The organism is Sphingobacterium hungaricum (assembly GCF_015210005.1).
In the GTDB taxonomy this organism is placed as follows: Bacteria; Bacteroidota; Bacteroidia; order Sphingobacteriales; family Sphingobacteriaceae; genus Sphingobacterium; species Sphingobacterium hungaricum.
The window spans coordinates 586,926-604,775 of the sequence record NZ_MU158697.1; the positions used below are offsets into that span (position 1 = coordinate 586,926).

A 17,850-nucleotide genomic window follows, 5' to 3' on the forward strand; every position below is an offset into this window, starting at 1 on the left:
ATTAACGGAAGATTAACGAAGCCTATAAAATAGGAAAAGGGCAATTCAAAACTGAATCACCCTTTAAAAGATGGTTGTGGTATGTATTATTTTTCTACAACAGCTAATACGGCCTTGTCATTTCCTGCAGAAAGATCAACAGTAAATACGTAGGTTTTTCCAGCAGTAAGGGATTTGCCCGAAACGAAACCTAGATTCCCAGAGTCACGTCCATTATTTCCATTTCCGATCAAGATAACATCGCTCGTCGTTGTTAATGTTGTTCCAGAAAATTCTCCTCCCCAATTCTTCTGATGGAAGAATTTGAAGTTGATGTTGGTCGCGTTAATGGTTTCGCCCGCTTTCACTGTTATTTGGTATTTCTTACCACCAATTGGAGCTAAACACAATGCTTTTTCGGTTGTCCAACCTACGGCATTGGCTAGTGAAGGCTTGCCCACACCTTCACCGATAATCCAAATTGCGCCTGTTCCGTCAGCTTGTAGGGTCGCTAAAGAATTCCCTAGCATTGCTTCGACAACGAAATATTTCTTTGCAAAATCGGCTGTGATCCGGTATTTACCGGTCATTGCAGCAAATTTCAATGATGTTCCATCATTTGTTATAAAATCAGAATCAATCCACCAGTCTGATAAATCTTCTATCCCATCGATCACGACTTCCTGATCTTTCGTCAAATTCACATCCACATAGAACAGTTCGTCATTCGTTCTGTTCATTACCGTTCCATTTACGGCGTAAGCAATGATAAACGGCGAAGCCGAATAGTTCAACGTGTTAAAGCTAATGTTGTAGACGCCAGAACTTGAGTTTGAAAATGGAATATTGGCGATAGATCCATACACAACAGACGTACCTTCATACCCAAAAGTCATTTCATTTCCTTGATTACCAACTTTAGGGGCTTTAATGTATGCTTTTACCGAGAAAGGAAAGTTTTCCGAAGCCACATATTCATTGTCAGCAACTTTCTCCATGCGGTATTCTCTACTTTCCGACACCAATGTTAAGTACGGAAAATTAGGCCTAGATAAGCTTAAGTCATGGCTTTCTTCAGTAATCGTTTTGTTGATGTTTTGCAAAACGACTTTAATAGTCGCCACGCCATTAGGCACATCTTTGTAAAATGGAATCCAAATTTTTCCGGAATAAGTCCCGTTTTCTTTGGTACGAATAACTGTTTCCTGAACCATATCGTCCGTGTAAAACAATTGGACTTTAACTGTTGACAAAGGCACATCTGCATCAGAAACACCAATTTCAAAATTTAAGCTATCACCAAATAAGGCAGAAGCGAATTCTGTTTTAAGATCGATGACAGGATTTCCTGCAGCTGTATTCTCTGATTTTTCGCAAGCGATCAGCAAAGACAATAGCGCAAGGAAACCGTATAATTTGATATTAATTCTTTTCATAATTTTAATAGCAATTATTTCCATTGGTATGAAGCCACAGATTTTACAGGAATTTCATAACTGAAATGATTTGTACCATCTGAAACTGTGATTTTTTGAGCATCATTCGTATTGTTTGAAGCAACCAGAGCATAACTTCCGTCTAAGTTTTGGAATGCGGAATAAACCAATCCATTAACTTGATAACCTGACGTTCCAATTCTTGTTGCTCCAGATTTCACAACCCCGGATAAGTGGCCGACGATGTAATAATGAGAATTCCGAACAATGTTTTTGTAGTTTTTGCTATTGATATCCACCGCACCATAACATGTTTGGCATCCACCTGCACGATTTGGTCCTCTTTCAGAATCCAACATTAAGTTCCACACGATAACTGCCTTGCTCCAGTTGTTCACTGTTCCCAAAGCTACTTCTTGCATGTCTTCTGTTAATCGAGTTGCTAAATCCTGTCCATCATTCCAAGTCCCAATAGAGGTTTCTGTAAAGATGATTTCTTTATCCGGACGTTGTTGGTGAATGTCCAATAATTCTTCCTTATTTCCTCCGTAATTGTGGTATGCTGAACCAGCAAAATAAGATGCTGCAATTGGATCGTTGTAAATATTGATTGGATAATCATTTTGATCAGCGATATTGTCATAATTATAGTTATGATCAAAAGCATAAATTTTTGTGCTCAATCCAGCAGCACGAAGTTTGGGGCCTAATGCACTTTTAACAAAAGCTAATTGTTCTTGCCAAGTCATGTAAAGCGAAGCAGAGTTTCCTCTATTCAATGGCTCATTTTGAACTGTGATTGCAGAAACTTTAATTCCTTGCTGATCAAATGCCTGAAGCCAATTCACAAAGTATGTTCCGTAATTTTGGTAATGTGCAGGATTTAATTGTCCGTCTGTCCAAGAATCATGAGGTTTTAAATCCGTCAGATTATTTACTTTCATCCATTTTGGACTTGTCCATGGAGAACCAATAATTTTGATTGATGGATTGATTGCTAAAATTTCTTTTAAGATTGGAATGATATAATTTACTTCTTCATTTTGCAAAGCAAAAGAACCATTCTGATCATCCCAGCACGTATATTCAGACAATGAAAAATCAGAACATCCAATAGCAATACGGATGTAATTCATTCCCATCCCTTCGGTATCGGAAAAAGTTTCAGTCAAAAATTTAGTTCGGTCTTCTTGCGTCATTTTTAGAAGATTGTAACAAGTCGAACCAGTAATCGCCGCTCCAAAACCATCCATTGTCTGAAATTTTGTATTCGGATCCAAAGTGATCGTATTCGGAGACATATTGTCATTATTACTAAAATCCTGATAGTGCTTATAGAAATCGTAAGCCCTATTGTTTGATGTGACAAAAATCTTAACATCACCTTCTGTTTTAGTTTGAGAAGAATCAGATGGTGTAAAACTATCATGACTGCACGATGATGTTGCTAACATTCCAGCCAGCATAAAAATTAGTAACATAGTATTTTTATTTTTAGTATTCATAGAATTTTCTATACAAAATTAATAACCGGGGTTTTGAACAATTTTCGGGTTCTGATCAATCACCGTTTGAGGGATTGGTAATCTATACGAAGAGCTATTGAATGGATAGATCCGTTTAAGTCTTCCAGAATCTTTCGCGAAAACCGCATTCATCACAGATTCTACTTTTTCCAATCTAACCAAATCATACCAACGCTGACCTTCGAAAGCCAATTCCAATCTTCTTTCTTTTAACAAAGCTTGCAACATCAAATCCTGAGATGCTTTTGTAGAATTCGATAATGCAGGCAAATTCACACGTGCTCTAACCTTATCGATAATTGCGGCCGCAGCAGGTAAATTTTGAGAAGGACCTTGAATCAATGCTTCAGCTTTTAACAGCAAAATATCCGCATACCGTAATTTGATAATGCTGTTGAATGCAGAGCGCAGCTTAAACATAAATGGATAATTGGCACTTGGATAATAATTGCTCCATCCAGCGGCATAATACACAACGGATTCGCTGAATCGAACCTGATCGCCTTCGTCCTGAAACGTTTTAATTAAATCTCTTGACGGCGTAATCCATTTTGCCCAAGTAAAGCTGTTGTTGTAATTCGTTAAGTCACGGCCAAACATCCATGTCGCCCAATTGCCGCTTCCAGAGAAAAACTGAGCCTCTAAAATCGACTCTTTTGTATTTCTCATTTTAATATCTGTCGTAGCAGCATTCATTCCAAATAAATCACTGTAGTTGTCAGCCAAATCAAATCCTTCGGCAGCAAGTTCATCAGCGTATTGAATTACTTTTGAATAATCACGCATAGGCTTTTCGGCATAAAGTTTTACCAATAAAGCTTTGGCTACAGATTTAGAAAATAAAGTCTTGTTTGCAGGATTCGAATTTGGCGCATTTTTAATAGCATCCAAACAATCTGCCTCAACTTGTTGATAAGCTTCCAATTCTGTATTTTGAGCAGGAAAATAATCATCGTATACCTCACCGATTGTTTCCGAAGTAATGTCACCAGCCGTTTTTGTAATTACAGGAATGTCTCCCCACATACGAGCCATATCAAATAAAATCAAAGCTCTGAATATTTTGGCTTCCGCTTTCATTTGCAGCCTTTCCGCTGATGTCAATGCATTGTCTTCTACAGAATCGATGTTTACGATCAGGAGATTTGCGCGAGCAATATCCTCCATAAAACGATTCCAATCTCTTAAAAGAACGCTATTCGAACCTTCAATCGCATTGTTTTCAAAAGGAACAACCTCTGCTCCAGTTGTACCTGCGTAAGCATTATCCGAATGAGAATCTCCGATTAACAATGCATCGACATACCAGTGCTCCTGACGATCGCGCATCTGTCTGTAGATGGTTACAAGGTGATTTTCTACTGCTGCTTTATCTTTAAAAACGATAACTTTCCCTTTTTCGTCAACACCTTGCGTGACATCAGAAAATGTATCCAATGGATCTCTTACCAAAGAACAGGAAGTTCCAAAAAGTAAAATCGATAAGAAAAGAAATTTATAAACTACACGTATCATAATTTTTTGATCAATTAAAATTCAATATTTAAACCAAGCACAAAAGCTTTGCTTTGAGGATATGTACCCCAATCTATTCCTTGCACCGCACCATTATTTCCCCATTGATTCACCTCAGGGTCCATTCCTGTATATTTTGTGAACGTTAAGAGGTTGCTTACAGACATATATGGCTGAAGACGGCCAATGCCTTTATTACGCAATTTATCCGATGCGAAGTTATAGCCCAAAGAAATATTCTTCAATCTTAAGTAACTGCCATCTTCAATAAAATAAGTCGAATTATGCATTGTATATCCAGCTCTAGGAACGTCCGTAATCTGTCCCGGAACTTGCCATCTGTCTAACACACGAGTTGTTTGATTTTTTCCGTCATACATCCCTTCAGTCTCCATTCTCGATGCATTGAAAATATCATTCCCGTAAGAACCTTGAAACAAAATGCTCAAATTAAAATTCTTATACGAAAAGTTGTTGGTCATACCGAATGTAAAATCTGGATTAGGATCGCCAATGTACGTACGGTCTGTTGAAGATATTTTGCCATCTCCATTCAAATCTCTATACATCAAATCTCCAGTTTCAGGATCAACGCCATCAGAAATATATCCAAAGAAACCACCCATTGAATGTCCTGGTTCATTTCGAACAGCTTGTTCATTGACAAATTCACTTGTCCTTGCATCCATATAAATTTGTTGCAATTCTAGGCTCTCCAATCTATTTTTGTTGAATGAAATATTAAATTCCGTATCCCATTTAAAACTGTTGATCAAGTTTTTTGTGCTTACAGAACCTTCAAAACCTTTGTTTCTCATACGCCCTTCGTTACGCACAATGCTACTCGCTTGAGCAGATCCTGCAGGTAAAGAAACATACATCAACATGTCTTTCGTTCTCTTGTCATAGTAATCCAATGCTACGGTTACTCGATTATTGAAACCTGTAAAATCAATACCGAAGTTGGTTTGCGTTGTCGTTTCCCAACGCAAATCTTTCGTTCTAAGATTTGCCGGACTAATGGTTGGCAACGCATTTTCTTGATTCGTGACAAACCATTCTACCCGGCTGATGTTGTACAATTGCAAATAAGCATAGTCTCCAATTCCAGATTGATTACCTGTTTGACCCCATCCTCCACGAATTTTTAAATCATTTATCCAAGAAACATCATTTAAGAATTCTTCGGATGATAAACGCCAAGCAGCCGACATCGATGGAAATACTCCCCAACGTTGGTCAGGATGGATTTTCGACGAACCATCTGTACGCAGGTTTGCTGTTACTAAATATTTTCCGTCATAGTTATATGCCGCACGAGCGAAATATGACATAATAGCCCATTGCGAAGCACCAGAACCAGTGCCGGTCCATGAGATTTTATTTGCTGCATTTAACGTTTGGATCAAATCATCACGGTAATGAGAGCCGTAAATGTAATTGTTAGTATAGTCGGAATTAGTCCATGATGACCCTGCCATACCTTCAATATTATGTAAACCAAAACTCTTTGTATACGTAAGGACATTGTCAAAAGTCAATACCGTATTCATGCTTCTAGTGTCCGAACCTTCGCCACGTTGATTTCTACCCCATGCGGTCGACACCGGATCTAGGAAAGTTGTATTTACCGAATTTCTTCTATCTAAGGTAAAAGCAGATTTAAATGTCAATTCAGGCAGAATTTTAAACAATGCACTTCCTGAAGCGATCAATCTATTTTCACGGTTTTTGTTATTTTGGCTTCTCGCCATATTTTCCAATGGACTTGTTATGTTGATTCCATAGAAATTCGAATTGTATTCATCTGGATTCAATGGATTCCAGATAGGCGCAAATGTTGGTGTATTAATAACCGACATCACAACACCTCCACGATTCGCACCGGTTCCAGTACTTATGCCATTATCCGTATAGTCCGCATAGTTGACATTTGCATTCACAGTTAACCACGGGCGGATATCGTTATCCACATTCGCTCTGAAATTATAACGCTTAAAGTATGTGCTATTGATTACACCAAGTTCATCTACATAACCTCCCGAAAGAAAATACCTAAGTTTTTCAGTTCCATCCGTGATAGATAGTTGATAACTCTGAATCCTCCCTTTCTGATAAGTTTCATTGAACCAATCCGTTTGATCGGTTAGTGTAGGAGGTAAAGTCACCAAACCGATTTCATTCTGCAGCTCAAGATATTGTTGCGTATTCAATACGTCCATATGGCTTGTCACTACATTTTGAGTAATCTGTGTATTGAAACTAATCTTTCCTTGACCTGAAGAACCAGATTTAGTGGTAATCAAAACAACTCCATTTGCTCCTCTCGATCCATAAATTGCCGCTGAAGATGCATCTTTCAAGATTTGCATGCCAGTGATATCATTTGGCGATAAAAATCGAATATTATCGACAGGTACGCCATCGACAACATACAGTGGTTCATTGCTACCATTGAATGAGCTCGTACCTCGAATCCGGATTGACATTTGTGTTCCAGGCGCACCATTGGGTTGCGTAACCGCAACACCTGCTGCGCGGCCTTGAATCGCTTGGCCTACGTTGGTTATCGGACGTTGGTCCAAATCTGCCGTAGAAACTGTCGATATTGCAGTCGTCACATCTTTTCGCCTGACCGAGCCATATCCAATCACAACGACATCTTCCAAGACATTATCCGAAGGAGAAAGCTCTATGGTCATTTGTGTAGATGAAACTGTCAATGTCTGGCTTTCATATCCGATGTATGAAACCTGCAATCTACTGCCGGCAGTCACATTGTTCAAGGAAAAATTACCTTCAGAATCTGAGACCGAATTAATCGTAGAATTCAGAACGGACAAAGTGGCTCCGCCAATTGCTTCTCCAGAATTTGCATCTTTAATCGAACCACGAACCGTGATTTTTTCTTGAGCATAGGACAATGAAATCGTGCTAACCGCAAAAATTATAAAAGTGAGAATTTTATTTCTCCATGTAGAAATTACCATAATTCTTTAAAAAAGTAATTGTATATAATCGAGAACCTTCAGTGTTTTTAGGTTTATTGAAGACTCTAGTACAAAAGTAAGTCTATGTAGTATGTCAAAAGCAGGAATTGTTTAGGCCAAAATTAAAAAGTAGGTTATTTTTAGGTAAATTAAATTAGTAATCAATGGGTTAAAAAAATTAACGCCAGCTAAAAAGTAAGTGTCAATGTCGAAATATGAATCTTATTTTTGCTGAAAACCACCAATTAACAACACGCTTTTCTCAAATTCGTCTTTCGATTGCAAAGCATTCCCCCTAACTTTCACTCGGTAATTATAAACTGTCTGCAAAGAGCATCTCAAGAATCTCGCAATCTTCGTCGTATCACTAATTCCAAGTTTTATCAACGCATAAATACGGAGCTCCGTATTTAAAAATTCAGACGTATCTGGAATAATTTTTTGGTCGGGCTGAAGAAGTTCCTTAAATTCAGAAATAAACGAAGGATACAGATTTAAGAAGATTACATCAAAGTTTTTGTACAATTCGTCCAATTCAGATTTGACAAAATTATCTCTTTTCAACTCCTTTTTGAGGTGGGCTAGGTCATTGTTCAACACATATTTGTACAAGCCATTTCGGTAGGTTTCATGTTTTTCAATATAACTTGAACATATCTCAAAAAATTGAGTGATGTAAATTTCTTTAATCTGACTGGCTTCCGATAAGCTATTATTGGACTCTTGCAAATGGACGTTCAATAGTTTCAATTCCTGATTGGTATTGAATAATTCTTCGCGCACAATCTTCAACTTCTTTTTCTGAATATTTACTTTGATAATCCCCCCAAACAATAAGATTGACAGCAAGCTAATTGTTGATAAAAAAGAAATCAGAAGAAGTTTTTCTTTTCGCTCCTTTTCTTGAAAAGCAGCATTGATAAGCGGATAGAAAGTAGTGCTTTCTATCGTTCTATACCGAACATTGCAGAAAATCGCGTCATTGATTGCCTCATCTATGTATTGGTAGGCGCGATCGATATCATTATTTTCGTAAAATGCTAAAGCCAGGCTTTGGAATGATGCATTGTCTGTAATCGCTAAGCGCATATCTGTTATGGCCGAAATGCTGAAATAATGCAGCTGGGATTTTAAATCATTTCGGTTTTTAGCAATCACTCCTAACAGATAACCTGCTAAGGCCCGTTCGGACATAGTATCATTCGTTAAATCCAATTGCTGCTTCAATATTTTTTCAGCTTCGTCGATTTGATTATCATACAGCTTTTTAGTTGCTATAATAAGCTGGTACCTCAATGAACTCTCATTCAGCACATTTAAAAGGGAATCCCGATAGATTTCGCTTAATTTAAAATAGCTTGCATTATTGCTGCTTTGGCCATAGTGGCTACAAAATTCAGTCAGGGTTGAAAAATAGAGCGGAAGCAAATCTGTGTTTAAGCTTTGCCGATTTAGCTGATTTAGAATATCTTGAGATTCAATGTATTTTCCTGCTGAAGAAAACAGGCCCGCCAACTTCAAATTTGATTCATTTAAATAATCGAGATTGTTAATTGCCTTTGCTAGCACAACATTATTTCTCACCAAAGAGATTGCTGAATCTATCTGAAACTTCTCGTATTCCTTAATGAGCTGATTATTTATCCTGTAAGCTTCATTTAGGCTTCCTTTAGTTGCTTTAATCGAATCTTTCAGAGCATTGATCCGTCTTAACTTTTCTAACTTAAAGCCTTCTTTGCTCTTCAATGTAAAATCCAATTCCTTTCTTAAGGAATCTGTAGATTCATTCGCTCGAATTTGAACAGTGAAAAATGAAAGAAAAAAGACGAACAAAAGTCTGTGCATATAAAACCAAAGATAATTATCCTGCAAAAATAGAAAAATCTTATGGGGGATTATAGCGATGTTATTAGGTTTTATGTTATGCGCAGTGGCTAAACAAAAATCCCCAAATGCCTGAGATCATTTGGGGATTTAACATAAAACTTAAAATTTATTTTTTCCTTTTTTTGTTTCCGAAAATTAGCTTCTTGACCCTACTTCTCAAAGAGGCCGGATTACCTTTGTCTCCATATCCATATCCGTAACCATAACCATATCCGTAGCCTCTAGCAAAATCAACATCGTTGATTACAACTGCCAGATTTTTAAGCTTCCCTTGTTCATACAATTCTTTAGGAACATTCAATAAGCGTTTATCCAGATAGTTCGCACGAGCTACATAAACTGTTAAATCTGCGTTCTCTGCGATCAACAACGTATCTGTTACTAAACTTACCGGTGCTGTATCCACAATCACATAATCATAATGAGAACGCGCAAATTCAATCAAATCCTTAAAATGACCATTCATCAATAACTCTGCTGGATTTGGTGCTACGTATCCAGAATAGATTATATCAAAATCATATGGTGCAGGTTTTGAAATAATGATATTTTCGATCGGCATATCTGGATTAATCAAATATTGCGTAATACCAATATTTGTATGTTGCAAATGCGATAAGCCCAAATAATCGAGCACTTTTGGACTACGAATATCCGCTCCAATCAGTAAAACCTTCTTGCCAGACATGGAAAGAATTTGCGACAGATTGGTTGCAACGAATGATTTACCTTCTCCTGAAGTCGTTGAAGTAACATAAATCACGGATGATCTATTTTTATTACTCGCTAACATAAAGGATATATTCGTTCGTAGGATTCGGAATGACTCGGCCAAAGAACTTCGGTCATTTAATTTAATGATCGTTTCGTCTTCAGCGGTAGGCACTTCGCCCAATATTGGCGCATTAAATTTCTCTTCGATGTCCTTCCTAGAATGTATTTTATTATCCAAAAGAAATTTGATGTACAAAATCACAAATGGTATGAAGAAACCAATAATAAGAGATCCTAGAAGTATTATACTTTTTCTCGGAGCTACCGGGATATCAGAACCATAAGCAGAGTCAATAATTTTCATATTGGCAGGTGTAGCAGAGGCCTGAATTTCAATTTCTTCCCTTTTTTGCAACAAAAACAGATATAACGATTCTACTATTTGTTGTTGTCGAGATATATTTTTAAAACCTCTCTCTTGATTAGGAATCTGATTTAATTTTCCTTGAATAGATCCACGTTGAGTCTGAAGAGCGGATACATTTAATTCCAAGCCTTTTCTATAATTCGATAACGAAGTAGTTAAACTTCTGTTCATTTCATCAAGATTGCTATTCAAATTAATCACGACAGGATTGCTTTCGGTGGCGGATTTTAGTAAATCGTCTCTTTCTAAAATAAGTTTATTGTAGTTGGCAATGGTGGCCTCAATCGAACCGTCCTCTAAACCAATGTTGGATGGCAACAATGTAGAATTATCAGAAGAAATCGAGCTTTTCATCATATCAGCAAGCCTCAACTGTGTTTGATAGTCTAATAGTTTTTTGTCATTTTCAGAAGCATTTTGTAAATAAAGGGTAGCTTCATTCTGCATATCTATTAGACTATTCTGATCTTTAAAATTAGCAACCTCTTTGTCAGCAGAAGACATGTCATTGGATACCAAATCAAGTCTGCTGCTAATAAATTCCGACGTTGCCTTTGTCACTTTGTATTTATCCTCTGTTACGTCTCGATTGTACTGATCTACCATCGAATTTAGGATAAGTGCTGCTTTTTCCCGAACGGGATGATTCATTGAATAGTTTACGATATAAGATTGTTTCTCTTTATTCGGCTGTATCGAAACCTGACCAATCAAATTATCAATTACCTTATTTATTGGTTGGTAAACTACCTGAATTTCTGACCCTATATCGCCATCTAACTGATTTGGTAAAATTAGAATACTCCCCAAGGCAGAATCAAATGGCTTTCCAAAACTCAGCGTTTTCGTACCTTTCTCCTTATCTCTAAAACTAAACTCATTTTTTGATTTAATTTCTATGATAAACGTATAGGATGTGGAATCTAATTTCGGATTTCCTTTATTTAAAATAATTAGTTTAATCGGCGATGACTTTTCTAAAATTTCCGAAGATTTTACGTTACCTTTTGAATAGTAGCTAATGTTAAGATTGTTCTCTTCAACAACTTTACGCATAATTCTTCTAGAATTCATCACGTCAATTTGGTCGGACACAAAAGCAGATGTCGATGACCCTCCAGTAAAACTAGCTATTTCGGACAAACCAGCCAATTCATCTGAAGCCTTATTTTCATCTTGTAAAAGTATTTTGGCACTGATACTGTAGATTTTTTCGGCGTATCTTAAATACACTAGGGCAACCGCAACGCATATGATTAGTGAAAGTACAAACCACTTCCAATAGAAGGCATACTGTTCAAATAGTTGCTTTAAATTGATTTCATTTTCGTCCGCATTTGAATTCGGATATTCGTTTTTATTCATATACGATAATATTATCTAGTTATAACGGAGATTACCGTAATAATGATTCCGGCTATGGAAATAAATAAAGAATTATTCTGTGTGTATTTTGAAGATTGTATCCGTGCACCATTTGGTTCGATGTAGATAATATCGTTTTGGGCAAGGTAATAGACCGGAGAATTTAGTGCATCGCGTTTGGTAAGGTCGACTCTAAACTCTTCCTTTTTACCATTTTGCTCCCGAATAACCAATACATCTTTTCTAACTCCATTTATAGTGAGATCGCCAGCCATGCCTATGGCTTCCAATAGTGTGATCCGATCGCTTTGCACCAGGTAGCTTCCTGGGCTCTTAACTTCTCCTAAAACAGTAACTCGAAAATTTGTAATATTGATATTTACGCCTGGATCTTGAATAAATCTCGACAATTCAGCACGCATCTTTCCGATGGCATCAGTTCTTGTAAGACCAGCCAATTTTACTTTACCCAATTTAGGATAGTCAATATTTCCATCGACATCAATTGCGTAAGTAGGTCGAAATGCCGCATCGTTCGAATTTCGAGACTGATAAATACTTGCCTGATTAAATGCTTCAGTAGCGCGAATATCATCCGCACTAATCATAATCACCAATTGGTCACCCGGTTGCAATTTCGGCGCATTCAGTTCATATGTCTCATGTAACAATGTGGAATCTGGTTGAAAATACACCAAGTCTTTTCTACTTGCACAAGAAGAAAAAAAGATCACCAAAATGACAAAAGAAATTAATGGGATGTATAGTTTACGCATATATGCTAGTATAATATTAAAATATATCAATCTATTGAATATGAATTAAACAATATTCAATCATTGCAAAAATAGTCTTTTTTATCACAATCTCTCAAATATGTTTTTTGATTGTAATAATTTCAATGTTCGAATCTATTGAATGCTTTCCATTCTCTTTGAAAAACAACCTTACACGTAAAATGAATACGTTGACAATCTATAAAAAAATTACGATGGTTTGTCAAACTCTTGGTCATTGCTATTGACAAAATAATCTAACGGAAAAGTATAATCATCACTCTTCGCATGGTCAATTCCAAAATCTGCAAAAACAATTAATTCACTTTCTGGTTCTAGGGCTTTAAACGCTGTACCATATCCATCCGGAATGTAAAGAACTTTATTGTGAGTAGCGTCTAATTGCTCTTTTTTAACCTCAAGCTCCCTTGATGGCGCTTCCCAGCTGTCGATTTTGACAAACTGAACTGTAAAAGAACCCGAAACAACATAAAACCACCGTTTCTCGATTCTATGCGCCCTCCATCCTCTTATCAGCTCCGTATCTTTGTTCTTAATGATGTAAAAGCGCTTTATTCTAGTCATATCGAAATCATTTACAAATCGAATCTGACCTCTATCATCTTCGTAAACCCCTCCCTGTATAAACTCAATCATGGTGTCTTTTAACTATTTTATTATATTCCGTATGTACTTTTTAACGATGTATTCTTTACTGATTAAGTAGAAAACACTTAAAGCAAAAATCAAACCGAACGCGAATATTAGTTGGGTATTTAACGATTTGTCCGCCATTTGAATCACCAATAAGCCTATAATAAATTGAAGAATCCCGTAAGTGAAAGAAACTAACAATTTATTTACACCAGCTTCATTACCTAAATATTGATACAAATGAGATCGATGCGCTTGAAAAATATTCTCCCTTTTACTTAGCCTACGAATTATTGTCCAAATCGTATCTATTCCATAAACAGATAAGAACAAAATATAGATCAAGTTTTGGGTTTTTAGAATTAGTGCTGCTAACGCGAATAGTAATATAAAAGCTATTGCAACAGACCCTACATCGCCTGCAAAACATTTGGCCTTTGTTCTGAAATTAAAATATGCAAAGACTAACAAGGCCAACATCGTATAAATAAGCAAATCATTATCTATAAAATCGACCTGGTTGTTCATCATAATTAGTAAACCGCACACAGCTAAACTATAGGATACAGTAATACCATTGATACCGTCCATGAAATTATATGCGTTGATTACCCCAATAACGACGATAAAAATAATTAGCAAATAATACCAGGGCATGTCAAAAATATGCAATTCGAACGCCATTAGCATCACTGAAATTAAATGAATCAAAAGCCGAATTTTATTAGATAGGGTCATAACGTCGTCGGCAAAACTAACGGCTGTCATTAGCGTTAATCCTAGAAAAAAGTAAGGATATTCAAAGCCTGATAAGATGAAATAGATCAAAGCCCCAAAATAGAATATGATACCTCCTCCCCTTAACGTTATTGACGTATGGGAGCTCCGTTCGTTAGGTTTATCGATAATATTAAATTGATTCGCAATACGGAAATAAATCAATTCAGTGATAAAAAGAATAGTAAAAATGATTAAATATAACATAGGTTGCTCTTGAAGACAGTAAGTAAATAATGGCTAAGTAGATTTCATAAAATTGCATCAGATTGCATCAAACGATTTTATGGTAACCTTCAGCCCATCTGACGAATTCAAAGGTAGTTGCTCAATACGCAAAACAGATTTAATTTTTTTATTTGAAACCACATAAGACTCTGTTAACTTCTTCAATCGCTCTGAATTCAAAGGTAAAGGCAATACATCTCCAATCTTAACAAAAGCACTAATCAGTTTTGAGGGAATATTCAACAATCTAGGCTGCTTCCCAAAAGTTTCTGCAATTATTTTGACTAAATCATTTGTAGAAATAGGCTCATCATCAGCAAAATTATAAACCCCTGAACCAATTGAACCATCTTTAAGCATGGATACTATTAAAAAGTTTAGATTATCGATACTTAAAAAGGAACGTTGGTTGTGAAAAGCTGCTAAAGGCCATGGAATTCCCTTTTTGACAACTTGATATAATAAATTTAGATTCCCTTTATTGCCTGGGCCGTGAATCATGCACGGCCGAATAATAAAAAGCCGCTTACCTTCTGGTAGCTTTTTTGACAGAAGATATTCTTCCGCTTGCAGCTTTGATTTTCCATACGGCGTTAGCGGATTGCCAGTTGCATCCTCTGTTAATATTCCGTCAACCGAATCAGCTACAGCTTTCACAGAACTAAAATAAAAAAAATCGCCTACTTCTGAGCTAAGAAAAGCATTAAATAAATCTATCGTTAGATCTGTATTTACTTTGAAATAATCTTCAGGCTGCGATGTATTGGACGTGTCATGTGCTTTGCCTGCTAAATGAATAATTGCATCGTATTGTCGGTCAATTCGCGTACGCCAGCTCTGCTCACGGAGGGAAAGCCTTGTAACCTCCACGTCCCCTTCCAATAAATATTTCTCTAAGTTTTGTCCAACAAAGCCTGAGGATCCTGTAATTATAATGTGCATATTGGGTTATACTACCTTTAAAGAGCGAGTTTCTAAGTTACTTCGTTTTCTCTTCCTGTGTCTTCAAATTCCACTCTTATTCTTTAAAACAAATTTCTTTGCTTTTTTAATTGATTATCGACTCTTACTAAGAAACTAATTCATTATATCGTTTACGCTCGCTCATAACGTACCTATTTCGATCGTACAAAAGTCTGTCTTTTTCTATATTCCCTCTAAAGCGCTCAATCAACCCTGGGTTTGAACTAATAACAGCCATGCTTTCTTTGACGTCTTTCCAAGCGTTTTCGTCAACATTAACTACGTAGCCATTATAATTATCTTCGATAATCTCGTTGCAGCCCCGTGAATCAGCTGTAATTACGGGCACTCCCATCGCCAAAGCTTCTATTACGCATACAGGCATCCCTTCTTTACTGCTCGGAAACACGAATGCATCAGTTATTGCCAAGTAATGTGCCACATCAATCGTAAATCCTATATGAATAATGCCCTTGCAATCACCCATTTGTTGTAGTTCTTGTTCATTGAGTCCAGTTGGATGGATAACATCGTTACCGCCTATTAATAATAGTTTTACTTTATCATTGGATTTATACAATTCTAAAAAAGAACGGATCACTTTATCAAACCCTTTAAAACTCACAAACCGACCCGTATAGGCAAAAACGAAATCAGCTGGATCTATCTGAAGCAACTTCTTCCGATCAGCTTTTTGAATATCCGAGAAATTTGACGGGTTAAATACGCTCAAATCACATCCTAATCCTAATGTCTCATATTTTTCGACGTTATCGTATCCCAACAAAGTGACCGCCTTATAATCAACCTCATTAAGCACGTAAATTTTATCCAATCGGTTAAAACAAAATCGCTCAACAAAAGCAAATATTTGTTTTTTGACTCCCGACAATACCGGAAATCCCAGACCATGGAATGTACCCAGTGTTTTATATTTCAAACGTCCGGAAAAAAGTGTCGTAAAGATTCCTGTGGTAAAATGAATATGTACCAAATCTGGCACAATATCATCCAAGATCTTTTTTATCTTTTTGGAGGACTTATAGTGAGATAAAGGATTAAAACCTCTAGGAAAATCCACATAAAAAAACTTGATCCCTTGTTCCAAGTAATTGAATTTGTCTTGGATATTAATTACCCTTACCTCTGATGTGATTACTGAGATTTCGTGGCCGTCTCTAAGCAATTGAATTGCTAGATCTCCTAAAAAATTGTTAAAACTACCGTAATCGGTAATTACTAATGCAATCTTCATAATTAGTGCTTTACCGCCTTTTTAATCAGTTCTATCGTTTCTAAACGCTGTTCTTCAAGATAAGGAAGCTTTTCCGCCAATTTCGTTTTAATGGCTGAATAATTTGCTATTGCACGGTCGAATAAATCTCTCAAATTTTCCTTAGTAACATCATTAATTTTAACGACATACTCTCCTAAATCAAACTCTTCCATAATTCCAACTCCTTTATTCCCTCCGTAAGCAATCGATATAGACGGAACTTCAGAAGTCATTGAAAAAATCAGTGAGTGAAATCGGGTACCGACAAAGAAATACATATTTGCGTAGATCGCTTTCAAAATATCGCAGGTGGGATTCTCGTTAACCCATGTAAAAAGACCACTCTTTTCATTATCGCAAATATCTATAAGCCGTGCAATCGCATTGCGATCATCTTCATGCGCATTAGGTCCTATCGATTGGTTGAAAAGGGCAACTTTATACCCCGCCTCATTTAAATAAATAATGAGTTCCTTCAACGAATCCAAATAGCGATCGAATAACTGCTCGGGATTCGAACTTCCAGGGAATCGCCATGGTCTTACGGTCATTCCTACAATTTTATCTGCCTTTGTAAAGCCGTATTTTTCCAAAACCTCGAAACCCACTTCTTTAGGTTGCATATTTAGATAGAATCCTAAATCTGGAACGACAGGAATATCGCGCTCCAACAAAACAGACAATGCGTTAGAGGAGACATGCTCTCTAGCTAAAATTAGGTCGCTTTTCCCCAAGCCCTTCTTCAATTGCTTTTTTACAGTTAATCCATCGAACGGGCCATAGGAATTCGGCAGTAAAACCAATTCTTTTCCCATCTGCTTTGCTAAGTTCATATAATACAAAAAGTACCACATAACATAAGGAGCCGTTTTTTCTCCATGGGCATGTAGGAATCCTCCTCCTTTAACAAAGACGGTATCGACGTCTCTAAAAGCTTGGATAGTTTCATTTTCCCGTTCAGTAAAATATTTCTTAGTCTTAGATTTGTCATCTATAATTTTTTCTAATCGCGTAAGAGAACGATAGTCGCTGAGCGCGTTTTTGATCTGGAATAACAAATAGCCTAATCCCTCTTTCTGTAACTGATCTTTATGATGTTTACCCCGTCTAGGATGCTTTAGCAAATTCTGTATTACGTGCATACCTCTGTCAATCGTTTGACCACAAAGGGCTTCGTACTCTTCAGGTGTATCGCCTAAGGATATTACTTTAATATCATCATATAGACCGGTATCCTGAATAATCCGATAGCTTTCCCAAACCAACGCTTGATCACCCTTGTTCATATCTGTGATACCGTTTACAATAATTGCTTTTTTCATTTTATAAACTTGAAA

The 17,850-nt window shown here is 36.7% G+C and carries 12 protein-coding genes; all 12 read right to left on the reverse strand.

The features are described from left to right. Nucleotides 1-86: 86 nt before the first annotated feature. Complete coding sequence (locus C4F49_RS02515; protein WP_196934283.1) at nt 87-1,415, reverse strand: DUF5125 domain-containing protein; 1,329 nt, start codon at nt 1,413-1,415, stop codon at nt 87-89. 14 nt (nt 1,416-1,429) lie between these two features. Continuing rightward, nucleotides 1,430-2,896: a glycoside hydrolase family 30 protein gene (locus C4F49_RS02520; protein ID WP_196934284.1), complete on the reverse strand. Its 1,467-nt coding sequence runs from the start codon at nt 2,894-2,896 to the stop codon at nt 1,430-1,432. A gap of 42 nt (nt 2,897-2,938) precedes the next feature. Beyond that, a complete protein-coding gene (locus C4F49_RS02525; RefSeq protein WP_196934285.1) occupies nt 2,939-4,456 on the reverse strand; it encodes a RagB/SusD family nutrient uptake outer membrane protein in 1,518 nt (505 codons plus the stop codon). Nucleotides 4,457-4,470: 14 nt separating this feature from the next. After that, nucleotides 4,471-7,446, reverse strand: coding sequence for a SusC/RagA family TonB-linked outer membrane protein (locus C4F49_RS02530; protein WP_196934286.1), 2,976 nt, complete (start codon nt 7,444-7,446; stop codon nt 4,471-4,473). A gap of 222 nt (nt 7,447-7,668) precedes the next feature. Beyond that, on the reverse strand, nt 7,669-9,291 hold the full coding sequence (locus C4F49_RS02535) for a DUF6377 domain-containing protein (RefSeq protein WP_196934287.1): 1,623 nt from the start codon (nt 9,289-9,291) through the stop codon (nt 7,669-7,671). Between the two features lie 148 nt (nt 9,292-9,439). After that, nucleotides 9,440-11,839: a GumC family protein gene (locus tag C4F49_RS02540; RefSeq protein WP_196934288.1), complete on the reverse strand. Its 2,400-nt coding sequence runs from the start codon at nt 11,837-11,839 to the stop codon at nt 9,440-9,442. An 11-nt stretch (nt 11,840-11,850) separates the two neighbouring features. After that, nucleotides 11,851-12,615 (reverse strand): polysaccharide biosynthesis/export family protein, encoded by a 765-nt coding sequence (locus C4F49_RS02545; protein WP_196934289.1) that lies wholly within the window; start codon nt 12,613-12,615, stop codon nt 11,851-11,853. A 210-nt stretch (nt 12,616-12,825) separates the two neighbouring features. Then, nucleotides 12,826-13,272 carry a WxcM-like domain-containing protein gene (locus C4F49_RS02550; protein ID WP_196934290.1) on the reverse strand — a complete coding sequence of 149 codons (447 nt, stop codon included), beginning with the start codon at nt 13,270-13,272 and terminating at the stop codon, nt 12,826-12,828. A gap of 12 nt (nt 13,273-13,284) precedes the next feature. Then, nucleotides 13,285-14,253, reverse strand: coding sequence for an MraY family glycosyltransferase (locus C4F49_RS02555; RefSeq protein WP_196934291.1), 969 nt, complete (start codon nt 14,251-14,253; stop codon nt 13,285-13,287). Nucleotides 14,254-14,310: 57 nt separating this feature from the next. Continuing rightward, the gene (locus C4F49_RS02560) at nt 14,311-15,216 is read right to left on the reverse strand and encodes an NAD-dependent epimerase/dehydratase family protein (protein WP_196934292.1); all 906 of its coding nucleotides are present in this window, start codon (nt 15,214-15,216) and stop codon (nt 14,311-14,313) included. A gap of 127 nt (nt 15,217-15,343) precedes the next feature. Beyond that, entirely contained in the window at nt 15,344-16,492 is a 1,149-nt protein-coding gene (locus C4F49_RS02565; protein WP_196934293.1) for a glycosyltransferase, read from the reverse strand. Nucleotides 16,493-16,494: 2 nt separating this feature from the next. Continuing rightward, complete coding sequence (locus C4F49_RS02570; RefSeq protein WP_196934294.1) at nt 16,495-17,835, reverse strand: polysaccharide pyruvyl transferase family protein; 1,341 nt, start codon at nt 17,833-17,835, stop codon at nt 16,495-16,497. Nucleotides 17,836-17,850: the final 15 nt, after the last annotated feature.

Excerpts from the sequence above, each read along its gene's own strand:
- C4F49_RS02515 (WP_196934283.1), bottom strand. The coding sequence starts at position 1,415 with ATGAAAAGAATTAATATCAAATTATACGGTTTCCTTGCGCTATTGTCT.
- C4F49_RS02520 (WP_196934284.1), bottom strand. The coding sequence starts at position 2,896 with ATGTTACTAATTTTTATGCTGGCTGGAATGTTAGCAACATCATCGTGC.
- C4F49_RS02525 (WP_196934285.1), bottom strand. The coding sequence starts at position 4,456 with ATGATACGTGTAGTTTATAAATTTCTTTTCTTATCGATTTTACTTTTT.
- C4F49_RS02530 (WP_196934286.1), bottom strand. The coding sequence starts at position 7,446 with ATGGTAATTTCTACATGGAGAAATAAAATTCTCACTTTTATAATTTTT.
- C4F49_RS02535 (WP_196934287.1), bottom strand. The coding sequence starts at position 9,291 with ATGCACAGACTTTTGTTCGTCTTTTTTCTTTCATTTTTCACTGTTCAA.
- C4F49_RS02540 (WP_196934288.1), bottom strand. The coding sequence starts at position 11,839 with ATGAATAAAAACGAATATCCGAATTCAAATGCGGACGAAAATGAAATC.
- C4F49_RS02545 (WP_196934289.1), bottom strand. The coding sequence starts at position 12,615 with ATGCGTAAACTATACATCCCATTAATTTCTTTTGTCATTTTGGTGATC.
- C4F49_RS02550 (WP_196934290.1), bottom strand. The coding sequence starts at position 13,272 with ATGATTGAGTTTATACAGGGAGGGGTTTACGAAGATGATAGAGGTCAG.
- C4F49_RS02555 (WP_196934291.1), bottom strand. The coding sequence starts at position 14,253 with ATGTTATATTTAATCATTTTTACTATTCTTTTTATCACTGAATTGATT.
- C4F49_RS02560 (WP_196934292.1), bottom strand. The coding sequence starts at position 15,216 with ATGCACATTATAATTACAGGATCCTCAGGCTTTGTTGGACAAAACTTA.
- C4F49_RS02565 (WP_196934293.1), bottom strand. The coding sequence starts at position 16,492 with ATGAAGATTGCATTAGTAATTACCGATTACGGTAGTTTTAACAATTTT.
- C4F49_RS02570 (WP_196934294.1), bottom strand. The coding sequence starts at position 17,835 with ATGAAAAAAGCAATTATTGTAAACGGTATCACAGATATGAACAAGGGT.